This is a genomic window from Chryseobacterium angstadtii (genome assembly GCF_001045465.1).
Taxonomy (GTDB): Bacteria; Bacteroidota; Bacteroidia; order Flavobacteriales; family Weeksellaceae; genus Chryseobacterium; species Chryseobacterium angstadtii.
The window spans coordinates 876,926-896,653 of sequence record NZ_LFND01000003.1; the positions used below are offsets into that span (position 1 = coordinate 876,926).

Annotated in this window: 17 protein-coding genes; 12 read left to right on the plus strand and 5 right to left on the minus strand. The window is 35.2% G+C overall.

Going from position 1 to position 19,728, the window contains the following annotated elements:
* Positions 1 to 138: 138 nt before the first annotated feature.
* Both tatC and ACM46_RS11790 read right to left on the minus strand, forming a co-directional pair.
* Positions 139 to 966, minus strand: coding sequence for a twin-arginine translocase subunit TatC (gene tatC, locus ACM46_RS11785; protein WP_048506827.1), 828 nt, complete (start codon positions 964 to 966; stop codon positions 139 to 141).
* Positions 967 to 1,183: 217 nt separating this feature from the next.
* On the minus strand, positions 1,184 to 2,143 hold the full coding sequence (locus ACM46_RS11790) for a KpsF/GutQ family sugar-phosphate isomerase (RefSeq protein WP_048506828.1): 960 nt from the start codon (positions 2,141 to 2,143) through the stop codon (positions 1,184 to 1,186).
* A gap of 158 nt (positions 2,144 to 2,301) precedes the next feature.
* On the opposite strand from ACM46_RS11790, the gene recQ reads away from it, so the two are divergent.
* From recQ to ACM46_RS11825, 7 genes are all read left to right on the plus strand, one after another.
* A complete protein-coding gene (gene recQ, locus ACM46_RS11795) occupies positions 2,302 to 4,506 on the plus strand; it encodes a DNA helicase RecQ (protein ID WP_048506829.1) in 2,205 nt (734 codons plus the stop codon).
* 227 nt (positions 4,507 to 4,733) lie between these two features.
* Positions 4,734 to 5,051 (plus strand): hypothetical protein, encoded by a 318-nt coding sequence (locus tag ACM46_RS23210; protein WP_131707582.1) that lies wholly within the window; start codon positions 4,734 to 4,736, stop codon positions 5,049 to 5,051.
* A 494-nt stretch (positions 5,052 to 5,545) separates the two neighbouring features.
* Positions 5,546 to 6,628 (plus strand): glycosyltransferase, encoded by a 1,083-nt coding sequence (locus ACM46_RS11805; RefSeq protein ID WP_048506831.1) that lies wholly within the window; start codon positions 5,546 to 5,548, stop codon positions 6,626 to 6,628.
* 74 nt (positions 6,629 to 6,702) lie between these two features.
* Positions 6,703 to 7,047, plus strand: coding sequence for a hypothetical protein (locus tag ACM46_RS11810; RefSeq protein WP_048506832.1), 345 nt, complete (start codon positions 6,703 to 6,705; stop codon positions 7,045 to 7,047).
* Between the two features lie 38 nt (positions 7,048 to 7,085).
* Positions 7,086 to 7,472 (plus strand): cupin domain-containing protein, encoded by a 387-nt coding sequence (locus tag ACM46_RS11815; protein ID WP_083997392.1) that lies wholly within the window; start codon positions 7,086 to 7,088, stop codon positions 7,470 to 7,472.
* 131 nt (positions 7,473 to 7,603) lie between these two features.
* The gene (gene lpdA / locus ACM46_RS11820) at positions 7,604 to 9,007 is read left to right on the plus strand and encodes a dihydrolipoyl dehydrogenase (RefSeq protein ID WP_048506834.1); all 1,404 of its coding nucleotides are present in this window, start codon (positions 7,604 to 7,606) and stop codon (positions 9,005 to 9,007) included.
* Between the two features lie 101 nt (positions 9,008 to 9,108).
* Entirely contained in the window at positions 9,109 to 9,963 is an 855-nt protein-coding gene (locus tag ACM46_RS11825; protein ID WP_048506835.1) for a proline and serine-rich protein 1 family protein, read from the plus strand.
* A 39-nt stretch (positions 9,964 to 10,002) separates the two neighbouring features.
* Here the strand turns inward: ACM46_RS11825 and ACM46_RS11830 are convergent, their stop codons facing one another.
* On the minus strand, positions 10,003 to 10,635 hold the full coding sequence (locus ACM46_RS11830) for a hypothetical protein (RefSeq protein ID WP_048506836.1): 633 nt from the start codon (positions 10,633 to 10,635) through the stop codon (positions 10,003 to 10,005).
* 179 nt (positions 10,636 to 10,814) lie between these two features.
* On the opposite strand from ACM46_RS11830, the gene ACM46_RS11835 reads away from it, so the two are divergent.
* From ACM46_RS11835 to ACM46_RS11855, 5 genes are all read left to right on the plus strand, one after another.
* On the plus strand, positions 10,815 to 11,369 hold the full coding sequence (locus ACM46_RS11835) for a hypothetical protein (RefSeq protein ID WP_048506837.1): 555 nt from the start codon (positions 10,815 to 10,817) through the stop codon (positions 11,367 to 11,369).
* A 242-nt stretch (positions 11,370 to 11,611) separates the two neighbouring features.
* The gene (locus ACM46_RS11840; protein ID WP_053082697.1) at positions 11,612 to 14,317 is read left to right on the plus strand and encodes a TonB-dependent receptor; all 2,706 of its coding nucleotides are present in this window, start codon (positions 11,612 to 11,614) and stop codon (positions 14,315 to 14,317) included.
* Positions 14,318 to 14,336: 19 nt separating this feature from the next.
* Positions 14,337 to 15,680, plus strand: a complete 1,344-nt coding sequence (locus tag ACM46_RS11845; protein ID WP_048506838.1) for a DUF4876 domain-containing protein — start codon at positions 14,337 to 14,339, stop codon at positions 15,678 to 15,680.
* A gap of 94 nt (positions 15,681 to 15,774) precedes the next feature.
* A complete protein-coding gene (locus ACM46_RS11850; RefSeq protein WP_131707583.1) occupies positions 15,775 to 17,277 on the plus strand; it encodes a DUF6850 family outer membrane beta-barrel protein in 1,503 nt (500 codons plus the stop codon).
* On the plus strand, positions 17,277 to 18,407 hold the full coding sequence (locus ACM46_RS11855; protein WP_048506840.1) for a cytochrome-c peroxidase: 1,131 nt from the start codon (positions 17,277 to 17,279) through the stop codon (positions 18,405 to 18,407). Before ACM46_RS11850 ends, ACM46_RS11855 begins: the two co-directional genes overlap by 1 nt.
* Before the next feature lie 42 nt (positions 18,408 to 18,449).
* Here the strand turns inward: ACM46_RS11855 and ACM46_RS11860 are convergent, their stop codons facing one another.
* Positions 18,450 to 19,022 (minus strand): hypothetical protein, encoded by a 573-nt coding sequence (locus ACM46_RS11860; RefSeq protein ID WP_048506841.1) that lies wholly within the window; start codon positions 19,020 to 19,022, stop codon positions 18,450 to 18,452.
* A gap of 15 nt (positions 19,023 to 19,037) precedes the next feature.
* Complete coding sequence (locus tag ACM46_RS11865) at positions 19,038 to 19,604, minus strand: hypothetical protein (RefSeq protein WP_048506842.1); 567 nt, start codon at positions 19,602 to 19,604, stop codon at positions 19,038 to 19,040.
* Positions 19,605 to 19,728 lie beyond the last annotated feature (124 nt).

Here is a 19,728-nt window from a genome sequence, read left to right on the forward strand (position 1 = left end):
ATTTTCCTTAGATAAAAAATAAAAGGGCATACCTGCAAGTCATTTATCTGCACAATAAATCCTGATCCTACATTTGAATTTCTATATTAATTAAACGTAGAATCAGGATTTGTATGTAAATTATTTTTTGATCCGTGATTATTTCTGAACTACAGGAAGATTTCCGGCATTCTTCTGTACTTTTTTATATGTAAAAGTACACATGATGATACTGAATTCATAAAGAATAAGAAGCGGGAAAGCAGCCATCAGCATACTTAAAACATCCGCAGGTGTAATGATGGCGGCAACCACCATGATCAGAACAATAGCATGTCTGCGGTAGGTTTTCATGAACATAGGCGTCAGGATTCCTATACTGGTAAGGAAATAAATCAGAATAGGAAAAAGGAAGATAACACCCATTCCTAAAATAACCTGTAAAAATAATGTGGTATAATCGCTTAGGTCGTAAAGAGGAATAATAATATCTGAGATTTTAAAAATAACCCCGAAATTGACAGCGAAGGGAAGGATTAGGAAATAACCGCACAAAACGCCTGTCATAAACAAAATCCATACAGCATTGATAATAAAGATAGAATTTTTTCTTTCTTTGGGATGAAGAGCCGGGCCTATAAATCGCCACAATTCCCATACTATATATGGAAATGCTCCTACAATACCTCCGAAGACAGAAACAGCCATCATCACATTGAACTGCTGATAAAGCCTTTGTACACGAACGGGGAATTCTTTAGGAAGCTTAATACTGTCTTCTCCCAAAAGCATTCTGGAAAAATGATTAACCACCCTGAACGTTGGAAAATCATTTCTTGTAGGTCCAAAAAAGATATGATCCATAATCCAGTTGATATTGAATCCTACGGCTATCGCAACCACTATAATAGCAATAATTGAGCGGACAAGATGACCTCTTAATTCTCCAATATGTCCCAGGAAGGACATTTCTTTTTTTTCGTCCATATATACAGTCTATCTTAAAATAGTAAACCCATAAGAGTTATGCTGTTTAAGTCTGCGAAATTATGAAATAATAATCAGTATTTAGAATTATTGCAGATGATTTTGTCTAAGTTTATCACAGATCTTTATTTAAGTTTGATTTTCAGAAAAAAACAGACGGTATTCTAATGGATACCGTCTGCAGATTTATTTTTTCCGTGAAAAAGCCGGACATCAATTAATTAATTCCTTCATCAAGCAGGGTATGAAGGTCTATGATTCCGAAATATTTTCCGTTTTCTGTGACAATAAGCTGGCCTATGTTGTTTTCTTTTAAAATCTTCATAGCCTCTTTTGCCAGAATATCTCTTTCAATGGTTTTGGGATGGGCAGACATGATGTCTTTGGCCTGAACCTTTGTAATGTCATCTCCTTTCATCAGCATTCTTCTTAAATCTCCGTCGGTAATCACTCCAATGATTTTTTCCTCATGGGTCACCACTGTAATTCCGTGGCTGGATGCACTGATGGAAATAATCACGTCTCTTACCGGAGCATCTTCTTCCACCTGAGGTTTCTGAGGTGATAAAAACTGATCTACTTTTGAAACCAGATTCTTTCCTAAACTTCCACCGGGATGGAATTTAGCAAAATCATTTTCCCTGAAATCATTAAGCTCCATTAAAGCAACCGCCATAGCATCTCCCAACGCCATCTGAATCGTAGTAGAGCTGGTAGGTGCCAGTTTATTCGGGCAGGCTTCCACATCTACGTGAGTGTCCAGAACAATTTCCGAGAACTCTGCCAGTTTACTTTTTTTATTTCCTGTCATTCCAATCAGGGCAGAGGAGTAATCTTTAAGATAAGGAACAAGGTTGGCAATTTCAGGTGAATTCCCGGAATTGGAGATGCATAAAACCACATCCTGCTTCTGGATTACTCCAAGATCTCCGTGAATAGCTTCCGAAGCGTGAAGGAATTGGGAAGGAGTACCCGTAGAATTCAGTGTGGCTACAATTTTATTGCCTACGTGGGCAGATTTTCCTATTCCTACTACAATCAGTTTTCCCTTTGCCGAATGAATAATCTCTACTGCTTTGGCAAAATCTTCATCTATCCTGTTCTTTAATTTTTCAAGTTCTGAAATTTCTATCTCTAAAGTGCTCTTAGCAATTGAAATAATGTCGGTTCTTTCCATTTTATAAGTATAAGGTATACAAAAAATCCAATGAAAAACGTTATATTTAAAAAAGAATATTTAATATAAGTTTTATTTTTTATAAATTCGTTCGCTTTTATTTTAAGCAGAATTTTTATAACTTTGGGTTGGATGCAAATTTAGCAATAGAAAATTAGATGAGCGCAAAAAAAGCCAATTTATCAGGCGAGTTGAAAAAGTATTTCGGGTTTTCTACATTTAAAGGCCAGCAGGAACAAATCATAGAAAACCTACTCAGTGGGAAGGATGTATTTGTCTTAATGCCGACAGGAGGTGGTAAATCATTATGTTATCAGCTTCCGGCACTTATTTCAGAAGGTACCGCAATAGTAGTTTCGCCCCTAATAGCGTTAATGAAGAATCAGGTAGATGCGGTAAACGGCCTTTCATCTGATGACGGGGTGGCACACGTTTTAAATTCATCATTAAATAAGACACAGACAAAACAGGTCTTTGACGATATCAAGGGAGGAAAGACCAAATTATTGTATGTAGCTCCGGAATCATTAATTAAAGATGATTATCTGGAATTCCTGAAAGATGTGAAAATTTCTTTCGTGGCTATTGATGAAGCGCACTGTATTTCAGAATGGGGACACGATTTCAGACCGGAATACCGGAACCTGAAATCCATTATTGACAAGATTGCCGATGTTCCGGTAATCGCTTTAACGGCAACGGCCACTCCAAAGGTTCAGGATGATATCCAGAAAACTTTGGGGATGAGTGATGCGCTGGTTTTTAAAGAAAGTTTCAACCGTCCCAATCTGTATTATGAGGTACGCCCGAAAGTCAATGTAGACAAAGAGATTGTCAAGTTTATCAATCAGCATAAAGGGAAATCAGGAATTATCTATTGTTTAAGCCGCAGAAAGGTAGAAGAATTTGCCCAGCTGTTGCAGGTAAACGGTATCAATGCGCTTCCTTACCACGCAGGTCTTGATCAGAAAGTGAGAGTGGCCAATCAGGATAAATTTCTGATGGAAGAAGTAGACGTTATTGTGGCTACTATTGCATTTGGAATGGGGATAGATAAACCGGATGTACGTTTTGTAATTCACTACGACTTTCCAAAATCTCTGGAAAGCTATTATCAGGAAACGGGAAGAGCAGGGAGAGATGGCGGCGAAGGTCACTGTCTTGCATTCTATGATCCTAAAGATATTGAAAAACTGGAAAAATTCCTTGCCCAGAAACCGGTTTCCGAAAGAGAAATCGGGCTGCAGCTTCTGAATGAAGTGGTAGGTTATGCCGAAACATCCATGAGCAGGAGACAGTATATTCTTTACTATTTCGGAGAAAATTTTGACCCGGTAAAAGGTGACGGAGCAGAAATGTGTGATAACTCTTCCAATCCTCCAAAACTGAAAGACGCAAAGGCAGATCTTAAAAAAGTCCTGGAACTGATTAAAGATACAGGAGAAAAATTCAAATCCAAAGATCTGATCTCCGTGATTGTTGGAAAAGAGACAGCGGTTACAAAATCCTATAAATTGGAACAGACTTCTCATTTCGGATTCGGAAAAGAGGAAAAAGATAATTACTGGAAAACCATTCTGAGACAGGCTACCGTTCAGGGTTTTCTACAAAAAGATATTGAAACCTACGGTGTTTTGAAAATGTCTGACAGAGCCAGACGTTTCCTGGATGATCAGTCCAAAGAACTGTTTTTAATTGCTGAAGACAGAGAATTTGATCTTACTCAGACCAAAGCGGAAACTGATCAGGGGCAAATGCAGGCCAGCAGCGGACTTGATCAGAACCTGTTTAATCAGTTAAAAGATTTAAGGAAAAAAGTAGCCAAAAAGCATGGAATACCTCCTTATACGGTTTTCATGGATCCCAGTTTAGAGGATATGACGGTTCAGTATCCTGTGTCGGTAGAGGAGATTGCAAAAATTTATGGGGTAGGAGAAGGAAAAGCCAAAAAATATGGTAAGGAATTCGCAGACTTCATAAAAGCTTATGTTGAAGAAAACAATATAGAGCGTACTCAGGATATGGTCCTGAAACAGGTTGCCAACAAATCCAGCCATAAAGTATTTATTATCCAGAGCACAGATAAAAAAATAGATCTGGAAGATATTGCAAGAGCCAAAAATCTTTCCATGAACGAACTTTTAAAAGAAATGGAAAGTATTGTTTATCAGGGAACCAAACTTAATATAGATTATTATATCGAAGATAATTTCGATGAAGATATTGTAGATGGTTTTATGGAATTCATGACAGAATCTGAAAGCGACAGCATGAAAGTACTTCTCGATGAATTCGGTGATGAACTCTCTGATGAAGAAGTAAGAATGCTGAGAATAAAATTCATCAGCGATGTAGCTAATTAAGAATGAATTTACATAATGACGAAATAATTTTAAAAGAAATTCTTCCAAAGAAGAGTTTCTTTTTTAATATGACAGAAAAAATCAGAACTGTTTTTTCTTTCTTCTATTTGGGGATATCAGTAATACTGCTGATAAATATGACCTCTTTCTTTTTCTTTTTTGCCATCATCTTTTTTGGAGCAGGACTTTATATTGCTTTTTTCAGATGGATTTTAAGGTACTTTGATTTGAAAGATAATTATTATCTCATTACTAATAAGCGAATTATTATCGCTGAAAAGCTAACCAAAGAAATTATAAAAGAAAAAAGTTTAAGTGAAATAGATCAGATCAATATTGAAATGAATAATAACTTTTTTGGAAATATTATTTTCGGCGAGCCTGAAACTATTTTTGGGAAAACTGATGAACCTTTTTCTTTCTTTAGAGGAAGAGGGATGAATTTTGATGAAGATAAATATACCTTTCTGAGTGTTGAAAATATCAATGAAATGATTCCTATCTTTGAAAACTTAAAATTAAAGGTTATTAAAACTTTTTACTAATTACTAATCATAAAGTATTAAAGCTCTTCTCCGGAAGGGCTTTTTTGATGAAACTCAAAATGTAAGATTGAATGATTAACATTAAGATGATGAAAGGGATTAAGAACAGTTAAGTGAAAATCTAAAGATTTTTTAAGCCGCATTCCTTAAAGCGAAGCTAATCTTAATCCTCTTAAAACCTTAAAAAAACTCTTAATGGTTCAAAATCTAGCCATCCAAAAAAATATCAGATTTTTCCAAATTTTAGACACTTTCTAACCACAGATGGAACGGATTTTCACAGATGCTTATGTATTAGTATTCAGTTAAAATCGAAGATTTTTTATAAACTTATGTGAACTTTCATACATGTAGTTTTCAACTTTAAAAATAATCAAAGTGTAAAGAATACTTTTGTGACTTTTGTGGTTGATACAACACCCACGTTAGTATTAAAACCCTATCTGCTCATCATTATTTGAAACTTACCAAAACTTTTTACTAATTTTACATAGATGAAAAAGATTTCTGTCATATTTATTCTGCCGGATCTGGAAACCGGTGGTGCAGAAAGGATTGTTACCACCATTGCGAATCATCTTTCCAGAGATCGGTTTGATCCCAAAATCCTGCTGCTCCGCAAACAGGGCGGATATCTTAATTTTGTAAAAAAAGATGTTGAAATTATAGACATCAATACAGAGCGTATCAGGCATTCGTTAAAACCTATTTTAGGAGAGATTTACCGCAGAAAACCGGATATAGTATTTTCAGGTTTCGGAGAAGTAAATGCTTATCTGGCCTTGTTTATCAAGCTTTTTCCGAGAACAAAATTTATTGCGAGAGAAACCAATGTAGTCACGCAGCATGTTACCCGTAAAGAGATCAAATTCTTTTATAATTTTTATAATAACTATCAGAAAATCATTGCGCAAAGCGATGATATGATGCACGATCTTATTGATAATTTTAATATTAAGAAAAAGAAAATTGTGAAGATCAATAATCCGGTAGATTTTGATTTTATCAATGAAAAGCTCGCAGGTTCTGTGAGACCGGATTGTTTTAAATACAATTACAAACACGTCGTTGCCATAGGGAATCTCTCGGCCAGAAAAGGGTTTGATAACCTTCTGAAAGTATTTTCAAGGCTTAAAAATGAAAATATTCTGCTTCATATTCTGGGCGATGGCAAAGACAAAGAGGTTCTTCTTCAGATGAAAGACTTTTTAGGATTGAAAAATGTCATTTTTCATGGAAGACATGATAACCCCTACCAGTTTTTGAAGTATGCGGATCTTTTTATTCTTTCTTCAAGGTATGAAGGCTTTCCGAATGTTCTTTTGGAAGCAGGTGCATGCGGGACCTATTCTCTGGCCAATCACTGCCCGGGAGGAATCAATGAAATCATTCAATACCAGGTGAATGGGGAAATTTCGAATATTGAAGATTATGACGGTTTTTCTCAGAGGATAATGACGGTTCTTCAGGAGAGTCATAACCGGGATGCTATTAAAAATTCAATCAAATCAAGGTTTTCAAAAGATATTATTCTGAATAAATACGAAAAGCTTCTGATTGATCTGATGATGAAATAAGGGCCGGATTTGCAATATAGCTTCCCATTTTTTTACATTTGACCTTCATTAATTTTTTAAATCAATATTCATCAATGAATAAAATTCCCAAAATTGGATGTGCTTGTGAAAAACCGACTTCGGACTATACTGAATACAGAAGTTCTGAATTAGGCATAGACCATACAAACGGAAGATACGCAGAAGTAACAATTCAACAGTGTAAACTTTGTCAAAGAATATGGGTTCGTTATTTCGTTGAATTTGAACATTTTTCCAAATCAGGAAGATGGTACAAAGGAATCGTTTCGAAAAAAGACCGTTTACAGATAACCCCTGAAAATGCAGTTGATTATTTAGAAAGTCTTGAATGGTATGTTTATGGAGGTTCGTTTTTTGAAAGTACAGGTACTATTGGACAGGGAAAGTTGAGTGTCTAGTATTTTATGCTGATTTAATAAAAATAAATATCAAATCAATGAAGCCATTTATAATCGTTATTTTGATGCTGAATACTGTTGTCATGATGGCTCAGCAGAAGTCAATCTCCAGAAAAGAATTATTAAAAACTGCAATTGATCAGAAAGTAAAATCCACAGAGATTCAGGAGATCACAATAGCTGCAGGGCAAAGTGCTCCGGAACATTTGCACCCCTGTCCCGTTTTAGGAATAATAAATTCCGGTGAAGCCGTTTTTCAGATAGAAGGTCAGCCGAAAGTGATACTTCATGAAGGAGAAGCTTTCTATGAACCTAAAAATGTAAAAATCCTGCATTTTGATAATGCATCAGCAGAAAATAAACTTGTTTTTACTGCCATTTATTTGAAAGAAGGCAATGAAGAGAATATAAAACTGCTGAAATAATATGACTATACAAAATTTAGTGATTCAATAATCAATTTCAAAATTGATAAAACTCACTTTGGTGCTTGGTAATTTATATGTAAATTTGTGAGAGTTAAGAAAGATAATAATAAACAAATTCATATAAAAACATGAGTCAATTCGATGTTACCGTAATCGGTTCTGGTCCTGGAGGTTATGTAGCTGCTATCCGTGCAGCTCAATTAGGTTTCAAAACAGCAATTATTGAAAAATATTCAACTTTAGGCGGAACTTGTCTTAACGTTGGATGTATTCCGTCAAAAGCGCTTTTAGACAGTTCTGAACATTTCGAAAACGCAAAACATAACTTTGCAAGCCACGGAATCATTATTAATGAGCCCCAAGCTGATATTGCAAGAATTATCGAGCGTAAAAACGAAGTGGTAGATCAGACAACGAAAGGTATCAACTTTTTGATGGACAAAAATAAAATCACTGTTTTTGAAGGTGTAGGAAGTTTTGAATCTGCAACTCAGATCAAAATAACCAAAAAAGACGGTTCTTCAGAAACCATCGAATCAAAATATACCATCATTGCAACAGGTTCCAAGCCGTCTTCACTACCTTTCATTTCTCTTGATAAAGAAAGAGTGATCACATCTACTGAAGCATTAAACCTTAAAGAAATTCCTAAACACCTTGTGGTAATCGGAGGTGGAGTAATCGGTCTTGAATTAGGTTCTGTTTATTTAAGATTAGGAGCTCAGGTAACAGTGGTAGAATTTATGGATAAAATTATTCCTGGAATGGATGGCGCTCTAAGCAAGGAGCTGACTAAAGTTCTTAAAAAGCAGGGAATGAAGTTTATGCTTTCTACAGCGGTTTCTGCTGTTGAGAGAAACGGCGATACTGTAAAAGTTACGGCTAAAGATAAAAAAGGAGAGGAGGTAGTTGTAGAAGGAGATTACTGTTTGGTTTCTGTAGGAAGAAAGCCTTATACAGAAGGTCTTGGCCTTGAAAAAGCAGGTGTTGAGCTGGATGAAAGAGGAAGAGTAAAAACAAACGATCATTTACAGACGAATGTAGCGAATATCTACGCGATTGGTGACGTGATCAAAGGAGCAATGCTTGCTCATAAAGCGAGTGAAGAAGGAACTTTAGTAGCTGAAATATTGGCTGGTCAAAAACCGCATATCAACTACAACCTGATTCCTGGAGTTGTTTATACATGGCCGGAAGTAGCCGGAGTTGGTAAAACTGAAGAGCAGCTAAAAGAAGAAGGAGTGGCTTACAAAGTAGGTTCTTTCCCAATGAGAGCTTTAGGAAGAAGCCGTGCAAGTGGTGATGTTGATGGTCTTGTGAAAATCATTGCAGACGAAAAAACAGATGAAGTTTTAGGTATGCACATTATCGGAGCAAGAGCGGCAGATCTTATTGCTGAAGGAGTAATTGCTATGGAATTCCGTGCAAGTGCTGAAGATATTGCAAGAAGTTCTCACGCTCACCCAACCTATGCTGAAGCGATTAAAGAAGCGGCATTGGATGCTACAGGTAAGAGACCTATTCATATCTAATTTTTAATTGAAAGAGTTAAAAATTTAAATAATAAAAAGAGAAGTGTATGCTTCTCTTTTTTTTGGCATAAAAATGGAGTTGGACCTAATAAATTTATTTTATGAAGAAGATTTTTATCAGTTTAGTCTTTTTTGCAGCAATACATTCGTTTGCTCAGGAAGCAGGGAAAGCAGGAGAACTTTTAAAGAATGAGGCCTCGGTAACTGAAATGCAGTCGTCAGGAAATTCAAAAACAAATGCCAGGATCTTTGATCAGTCAAAATACCGTAATCAGCAGAATCAAAATAACAGATCAGGAAACTCCAACTATCAATGGAACCGGAATTATGGATATGCAGAAGTCTTTCTCCGCATTCCGGAACAAGGTTATTTTACGGTTGAAGTAGGTGATCAGGCAATTTCAAATGGCTCGGGGAAATACCGGTTTTTCGATTTGCAGTCAGGAAGAGTCCCTATTTCCATTTACGAAAATGGTTTTTTAATGTACAGAACCACTTTAATGATCCGGAACAATAACCGGATGGTACTGGACTTTTTCACAAATGAAGGCCTTTATCTGCTGGATATGTACCCTGTAAAGAGCCAGACTTACGGATTTAACGACTGGAATGACGTTTGGAACAACCCGTACGGAAATCATCCTGAAAATGGATTTTATGATGACAATGTGATGGATAATAATACATTCCGCCAGTTTTTTGAAATGCTGCAGAAAAAAGAAAAGTTCGATGATGGGAAACTGGCTTTAATCAACCAGCAGATGAGGACTACTTTATTTACTTCGGCACAGATCAGGGATCTCGTGAAGTATATGAGTTTTGATAAAAATAAACTGACTTTAGCTAAATCAATGTACAGAAAATGTGTTGATAAAAACAAATTCTTTCTGGTGTACGATGCCTTTGATTTTGAAAACAGTAAAAGGGAGCTCATGGATTTTGTAGCAAGGTCTTAAAATATAAAAGAGAAGCAGAAATGCTTCTCTTTTTGTATTTTAATAATTCATTGAAATCCAGCCATCTGGAAGTTGTTCAGCTATGTCTTGAATAAAAGTTCCACCACCTCCAGAAAAAGTTCCAGCTTCCATAGTAACCCACTGTCCTAATGGTCTACTTGTAACACCATTTACTTCATAAGCCTCTATATAATCACTCCCTACTTCATCTAAATTAATAATACCACCATAAGAATCAATACAATCATCATCTACAGCATTCTCTGTAGGATCATTTTCAGTCGCAATTCCACTACATATAGAATTAAAAGAAAAAACAAAGAAACTACTAGGTGTTTTCTTTTGTTTAGAAATATTTTGAGAGATAACGATATTTTCTTCTTTTACATTAGGTAATTTTCTTAAATATACTATATACCCTTTTCTATTAAAATAATCAAAACGAGAATCATTAACCGCTTTTTTGAAACCAAATTTTTCAGGATTAGCAAATAAAGTTTTATATAATTCTTTTTTTTCCTTTATCGATAGCTTGTCATCTAAAATACCAATTCGAGAAACTTGCATAGTCTGTTCTAAAGAAACTTCTTCAGGAACAATTTTTTCATCATTACATGAATTCAAAATGTACATTGTTATAAAAAGGGCGGCTAAATTTAAAGTTTTTTTCATGTTCTTATTTTAAAATTTGTAGCACAAACATACTTAAAATTACATATAAATCATGCTGACGTGAAAAATATTTTTTATTATGTTATTTGTATTGATAAATATCATTAAAAGAATGAGTAAATATATTTTTATTTAGAAAAATTATATATAAATTTATCTCATATACGAGAATTATAATTATGAAGAGAAAATTTTTAGTTGTAGGCTTATTAAGTCTACTAACAATAATCAATGTTTCATGTGAAAGTGACTCAGAAATTTCTAAAACTGAAAATAATGCAAAAACAATTCCCTTACAAAGTAAAACACTAGACGTTTCTGCATTAAAATTAAACGGTAAAAATTTGGTTGAGGTAAATGATAATGGACGAATAGAAAGAACTGAAAAATTTATTCTATCTGCTAATGAATACCTGGTTAATCAAGGGAAAGGAGTTTTATATGTTAATACAGCAGATAATGAATCTAAGGCAGCTAAATTAGGCTGGTATTGGTTTGCTGACAATTCTGAATATCTTGGTGATGGTACAGCAGAACAGGAATGTGGAAATCATGTGTATACGGCACCAATGTTTATGGTAGATCCTGAAAATAAAGAGCGTATCTTTTTTATTACATTAACAGGTATAGTTTTACATTTCAATACAATAACAATTAAAGGAGCTGTTAATAATGGTGAGTGTTGGGAATTGAATGATCCTGTTAAAACAGTCAGGAGAATTTTAACTCCATAAAATAATATGTTTAGATAAATTACAGGAGATGCATTAATTGCTTCTCCTTTTTTATTGGTAATAATATTTCAGTATTTATCGATTTTAAAGCGGAATAGGACAAGGCAAATTTTTATTATTATAATTAGAATGTTATTTTTTTAAATAATTCCTTAATTTGTGAAGAAATAAATCATGAAAAATTTTAAAATTTTATTTTTATTTAGAAAAATTATAAATAATTTTACCAAAAATTGTTAAAGTTGAAGAAAAGAGTATTACTGATTGCTTTTCAGTTTGTTATCCTTTCCGTGAGTGGCCAGACTGTGACCGGAATTGTAGTAGCAGCGGACAGTAAGAAGCCTGTTTCGGGAGTCAAGGTCGGTGTTGAGAACACTGGAATCTGGGCTTTAACTGATAATTCAGGGTTATTTAAGATCAATTATAATGCAGATGAGACACTGGTTTTTTCAAGATCAGGTCTTTTAGAAGAAAGAAAAACATATGTTACGCTTCCTACTGATATGATAACGGTAGAGATGCAGGCTGCATCTATCCGTATCAGAGAAATTGCATTGGCTGCCAAAAAGAAAAACTTTTCTCAAATAGAAATTAAAGAAGAGGCATTACAGAAAATACAGGCATTTTCAATAGGTGATGTACTTCAGCAGCTCCCTGGGCAATATATTCAGCCCATTAGCAATACGGAGATGAAAAATATTATATTCCGTACAGCCAATAGCCAGTCTGTTATCGGAACAAGTGAAAATACTTCTGATTTTGGAAATAAAGCATTTGGGACCCAGTTAATGATCAATGATGTGGAAGTTAGTAATAATGGGAATATGCAGAATTACAATTCTCCTTATGGAGATCCTTTCGGCCAGATCACTTATCCTTTTTCAATCTCTACGAACAAAGGAAATCTTGTATCAGCAAAAGCCAATTATGGGATAGACCTTCGCCAGATTCCAACCGATGATATAGAAAAGATAGAAGTAATTGCAGGAATTCCGGACGCGAAATATGGAGATCTTACATCCGGACTTATAAAAGTGGAAACAAAAGCAGGAGAAAGACCTTTACAACTACTTACATCTATTGTGGAAGGGACTTACCAGTTTGGCGCAAGTAAAGGTTTCCGCCTTAATGAAAGAGGAGATGCTATCAACGTTTCTCTTAATTATATGAATTCCGAAGCAGATCCCAGAATGTCTGATGTAACCTATGAAAGATACACTGGAAATATGTTGTGGTCTACATCTGGGAAATCGAAGCGATGGAAAAATAAATTAGGCTTAAATATTTCAACTGATCTAAATGAAGGTCAGGCTGGAGAAGATGAATATAACGGAATTTATATCAAGGCCCGCAATAAAACTTTTTCTTTAAGCAATAACAGCAGCTACAGATTTAAGGATAATGCTTTTATAAAAAGTATCAATTCCAATTTTGGAGTCAGTTACTCTGAACAGTCTTCAATGAGACGTAATTTTATAAACTCTCAGGGAAGGCCTTATGGAACAGCACTTACAGACAGTGTGTATTATGGCGAGTATACACTTCCACAATATTTCAATAGCATTTATGTAGATGGGCAGCCTTTCAACATTTTTGCAGACATAGATGCCAATTCAGTTTTTAAAACCGAAAATAAATGGATTCATAATGTTTCTTTTGGTCTGAATTACCGTTACAATGATAATTTCGGGAAAGGAAGATCGGGAACTGTAGGACAATTTGCAGGGTTATCCAGTGTAGGAGATCAGTCGGATGGAACCCGAGATTACAATTACAGAGATAATGTATTTTCTATGTCTCAGTTTGCAGTATATGCTCAGGACAATATTATTAAAAAATTTAACAAGGATTTTTTGTTGCTAAATGTAGGATTGAGATACGATATGCAAAATAAAGCTTCCACGGTTTCTCCAAGACTTAATGCTTCTTACAGCTTTAATAATATTTTTACTTTGAGAGGGGGAACAGGACTATCTACGAAAGCTCCTTCTCTAAGTATGTTGTATACAGGACCTAGATATATAGATCTGCTTTTAGGAGACTACCGTTTACCGGGGGTATATTCTGTAGCAATTGTACAGACTTTAGTGACGCCTGCTAATAATATAGACCTTAAACCATCCAAAAGCTGGCGCTCTGAGATAGGTTTTGATTGGAGGTTGCCTTTTGTGAACGCAGGAATTACAGGTTATTATAATCGATTATATGATGGTTTTACAACATATCAGAATATTGCAGAACTTCAGAAAGCAAAGGTAGATGTTACTGTTTCGGGAACTTCTTTACCTACTTTCCAGGTTTTGGGAACTGAACAATATAGAGTGATTCAGGCTTTACAAACCAATGGCTATGATTCTGTAGATAAAGGTTTGGAGATGTTACTGAATTTCAAAAAAATTGAAATGCTTAATTTATCCATTGGAGTAAAAGGAAGCTATGTAGAAACTAAAAGTAACAAAACTGTTGAAACATTAGCCGAGTCCACGATAAAGGATCCGCAGGTTGCATATGGAGTTTTCAGCCCATATCAACAAATTTCAAAACTCAGCAGAGCTGGGCTTATGTTGGATTATCATATTCCGAAAGCCGGATTGATTATTTCATTGAATACGGATCACTTTCTTTTAGATGAGAGAAGATCAGAAGGAGATAAACTTCCCATAGCATATCTTGACCAGAATCTGGTGAGACATGAAGTAACTACAGCAGACCTTAACAATCAAACTATAAAGTCTATGAAGAATGCTCAGCCATTATCAGTTTATAGTCTGGATGGAAGGACTTTCCATAATTTTCATTTACGGGTTACTAAAGATTTTCTAAGCGGTATAAGGATTTCGGTGTATTTGAACAATATGTTTAATCTGAAAGTGTATAACAATAATGGGTATGCATATACCAATTTTACTCCTATCTCTTTTGGGGGTAATCTTTCTTATAAATTTTAATAAAATAATGAATTATAGCATGGATAAAAAAGTTTTATTTTTAATGATGGCATTTCTTCTTTTCCTTACCGGATGTCGGGATGATGATTTTGTAGGAGGAAACAATCTCACTCCTGTAGCCTTCAATATTCAGGTGAAATACGATCCTTCAGTAGGAAATATAGCAGCGGCTAATACCAATGTGACTTTAAAAAATCTTGAAACGGGAGAAACGGTTACCGGAAAAACAGATGCTAATGGAGAATTGAAATTAGCTCAAGTACTTCCGGGAACTTACGATGTAACAGCCAATATTGCTTTAACATCTTCAGAGTATTATCAGATTTTTGGAATCTCAACAAACCAGTCTGAAGTTAACTTTAATGGTTCTCAGCAAAAAATAAGTGTTAACATTAATGTAAGTTCTGCAACAATTGTACTTTCCAATGGAAGGGTGGGAGATTTTGTAGTTAAACAATATTATTACGCAGGATCAAGTAATTCAGTGGGAGCTCTTTTTAGAGATCAGTTTGTAGAAATTCATAATAATTCTAATCAGGTGTTATACGCTGATGGTTTATATGTAGCTATACTTGAAGGAAATACCAATAATACAGTTGCTGCTTACACACAGGCAAACGGGCAATATGACTGGAGTAAATCCACCGGAAATAGTATAGGAAGTGCGGCAAATACAGACTATGTATATGCCTCCTCTGTTTTCAAAATTCCTGGATCTGGTACAGATTACCCAATTCAACCGGGAAAAAGCTTTGTTATTGCACAAACAGCAATTAACCATAAAGCTCCTTATACCAATAACAATGGACAAAATGTATCTATTCAGGATCCTAGCTTAACAGTAGATCTGAGTGGGGCAGAATTTGAAACTTATTTGGGAGATTATTTAGTTGCCAATGGAGGATCTGTTTTTGGATCTGATGTTCAAAACCCTGCAGTTCCGGATATGAAAGTTGTATTTTGGAGTAATGGTAACGACTGGATTTTAAACCTTGTATCAAGACCAGCTATTGTAATTTTTAATGGAGTTTCTGATGCTGAAATCAATAATTATATAAAAATTCCGAATCCTAAAGACTTAGCAGGAAAGCTATTTATGCGTATACCAAAAAATGTAATTATGGATGGAGTTGATACTACTAACAAAACTTTAACAGCACCTAAGGATCTTCCTGATAATATTGATGCAGGCCTAGCTTATATAAAAAACCCGGCAGGAGAAGCATTTGGAGATTATACGTCACAGGCAGTAATCCGTAAAACTAAAAATACAGTGAGTGGTAGAGTGATTTTGCAGGATACTAATAACTCATCAAATGATTTTGTAACAATTAAAGCAAATCCAAAAGGATATGCCCAATAAAATGATACAGCATATTTCAATAACAAAGACAAAAGCAGTATTTTGTCTTTGTTGTTTTTTTACTTTCCCTTCGATTGGAGCCCAGGTTCAAAGTTTGGACAGCATTAATATTGATCCTGTTGAACAGCAACTAAGACTTCAAAACCCAGAAATTTCATTTTCTCTTCCATTAGAATTTACCAAAACGGCAATATATTTTAATACAGAAAAGCTTAACTTTAAAAGAGTACAAACTCCAGGTCAATCTACACAGTATGGATTTGGAGCAGCAGGAGTATTTCAGTTGAATAAAAATGTAATTCTTTCAGGAAAGCTGGATGTGAACAGAATTGATGAGAAAGATGTTCCTTATATCTTAACGGATGAGAGAACTACAGATCAAAATTATATTTCCAATCCTTCTTATTTCTATGCTCCGAGAAAATCCGACTGGATGAAGCAGAATTATCACATAGAAGGTAAACTTGCTTATCAGCCGGTTAAAAATTTAATTGTGACAGCAGGGGTAAAAGGAAGCTTCCTAAAAGCATATGCCAATTCTGATCCACGTCCCGAAATTGGTAATTTTGAGTATGAAGCAGAAGCTAAAATCGGTTATATTTTCAAAAAGCACGGTGTTTTTGTAAAAGGATCTTATTTTAATAGGAAAAAAGAATCTGATATTATTTATAACATTACGGAGCTGAATGCCCCAAGTAATTATGATACCTATATCCGTTTTAATAAAGGTTATGGGAATTATTATTACAATGATGGATATAAAAATACAGAATATGCTTATGATGGAATTTCTTACGGACTGGAATATAGGTTTATATCTGACAGGTCATTTCTTACTGTAGGTTATGAAAACAAATATTATATTGACAGAATGTTTTTCTGGAATATCTATCAGAGTAGAGACGAAAATAATGTATTGCAGTATTATAGGGATAAACTAAAAATCACAGGATTAAAAACAGACAGGAACATTATTTATATTAATTATATAGGGAATTTAGGCAAATGGAAGTGGAATTCTGATCTTATTTTCGAAGATCAGAAAGACATGAATTATGATTATCAGAATTTATATACATCATATAGAGCTTACAATACGGAGATCAAGTTTCAGAATTATTTTTCGACTTTTAATGCTAAAAACGAATTGTTTAGAATAGGCATTAAAGCAGGCTTCGGAGATCAGGATATTCGGGATCTTTCTGTCGTAATGCATAAGAAACTGAGTTATTTTGATTACGTTGTTAATGCGGAGAAGGAATTGAGAATAGCAACCAACCAAAAGCTTGGAGTGAATGTTTCGCAATCATTATATTTACCAATTAATAAGTTGTATGATTATCTTCCGTATCAAAGCAACCAAACTAATGTTTTTGTGAAAAATATAGTGGAACCGGATAATGCTTATGACACTTCAACCCAGATGAGACTGGGTATGCAGCTAAAGTATCTGCTGGATTTAAAAAAAGTGAGATACGAAATATATGCAGGTGTTAACCAGACTTTTTTTGTAAATAATGATAATCAGTATTATAAAAGCTTATTAAATACTAAAGTTAATCGGTACTTTAATTTTGGAATAAATTTTTATTATTAATGAAGAAAAGAATTATTGCACTATTAGGTGTAATATCAGCAATATATACATTTTCCAGTTTTGGGAAGGTTTACCAAGGCTACACCCGTCAGGAACTGAGAGACCTTTATGGAAGCGGAAATCACGAGCTCTGGCCGAAACCTCATTTGTTTGATGAGGCTAAAGAAGGTTTTCAGGACATAGGATCTTTGCCTAAACCTGAATTTCCTAAAGACAATCCTTATTCCAAAGATAAAGAAGAGCTTGGAAAGATACTTTTTTTCGATCCGAGGCTTTCCAAATCCGGGCAGATCTCCTGCGCCAATTGTCATGATCCGGAACTGGCTTGGGCAGACGGAAGGAGAGTGGCTTATGGTCACGACAGGCAGCAGGGAACAAGGAATACACCTACCATCCTGAATATTATCTATGCTAAGGAATATTTCTGGGACGGAAGAGCGGCAAGTCTGGAAGAGCAGGCCAAAGCCCCGATAGAAAATCCTGTAGAAATGAATCTTCACTCGAGACTGGCAGTGAAAAGAATTGCCAAGATCAAAGGGTATAGAGAGTATTTTCAAAAAGCTTTCGGAGATGATAAAATTACGGAAGAACATATCGTAAAAGCTATTGCCACCTTTGAAAGAACGATTATCAGCCCGAAATCAAAATTCGACAAATTTGTAGGGGGAGAAAAAGAGGCATTCACTGATTCTGAAATTAATGGCCTGCATTTGTTCAGAACGAAAGCGAACTGTATCAACTGTCATAATACCCCTTATTTCTCAGATCAGAAGTTTCATAATCTGGGCCTTACCTATTTCGGAAGAGAATATGAAGATCTGGGGCTTTACAATATCAGTAAGAAAAATGAAGATGTAGGAAAATTTAAAACTCCTACGTTGAGAGAAGTTTCCCAGACCGCACCTTATATGCACAACGGGCTTTTTCCCAACATCAGAGGAGTTCTGAATATGTACAACGCAGGAATGCCTAATGAAAAAAGAAACAGAGACAGCCCGCTGGCCCCGAAAAAATCAGGGATGCTGGAAAAGCTGAATCTTACGGATACTGAACTTACAGACCTTGAAAATTTTCTGAAAACACTTCATAGTTATCAGTATAAAATGAGAGCTCCACAGCTCCCTAAATAATACAGAAAGCCGCCTCATTGTATTGGTGAGACGGCTTTTTTATTAGAAATGGAAGTGTTGTAAATCACCGGAAGGCGTATCTGTTATGTAATCATCACAATCCAGATAGCCAAGCCCATCAGGGCTAAACAGTCCGGTTCCCCAAATTTTATCTGCCGAATAACCTGCCTGTCCTGGATTGTAAATAAAAACACCACCGTGAATTTCCAAACCATTATCTATATCCGCCCAGATAATATCTCTGGACCCGCCGGGATAAGGCATGCCGTGACCAAACCATCCGGTATATTCCTGTGAGTCAATCCAGTACATGGCACCGGGAGTAGACTTGTTTTTATATGAATTTTTAGCGGAATATTTTAGCGGAATAATAAGCGCTATGCTCTTTTTAGGATTTCTGTCAATTTTCGAATAAAAACGATTAAAGCTATCGGTAGAATCCAGTTTAAATCCATTGCCCACAGGATCATTCACAACTTTGAAGAAAAACTCTTTTTTGTTTTTAATTCCGGCCAGAAATTCAGGTTCAGGGTTCTTTTGAATATACTCCGTTTCAGACTCCGTAGTACAGCTTATCAATGCCGCTGCAGAGAGGAGCAATAGTATTCTTTTCATGGTATAGTTTTTTAATTAAAAGTACCTTAAATCATCGGAAGGAGTATCTAATATGTATTTATCACAGTCAATATAGCCATCTCTGTCAGGTATAAACAGTCCGGTTCCCGAGAATGTATCTACTGACTGAGCTAATTGTCCGGGATTATACAGAACAACACCATTGCGAATTTCCAAGCCGTTAGTCTCATTCCCCCAGATAATTTCATTGGGACCACCGGCGTAAGCCCTATCGTAGCCAAACCATCCGGTATATTCCTGTGATTGAAGGTAGTATAATGTGTGTGGGGTAGACTGATTTTTAAATGAATTTTTAGCGGAATATTTTAGCGGAATAATAATCGCCATGCTTTTTTTAGGATTCCTGTCGATTTTAGAATAAAAACGATTGAAGCTATTGGTAGAATCCAGTTTAAATCCGTTGCCAACGGGATCATTCACAACTTTGAAGAAAAATTCTTTTTTGTCTTTAATTCCGGCCAGAAATTCCGGTTCAGGGTTCTTTTGAACAGACTCCGTTTCAGACTCCGTAGTACAGCTTATCAATGCCACTGCAGAGAGAAGCAATAGTATTCTTTTCATGGTATAGTTTTTTGTTTAAAACAAATTTAAATGAATATTTAGTTTTATTGATCTTTCATATGATGAGATAAATCATTATACAGGGAATTTTTAATCTTCATTATTATTGGAAAAGATGTATATG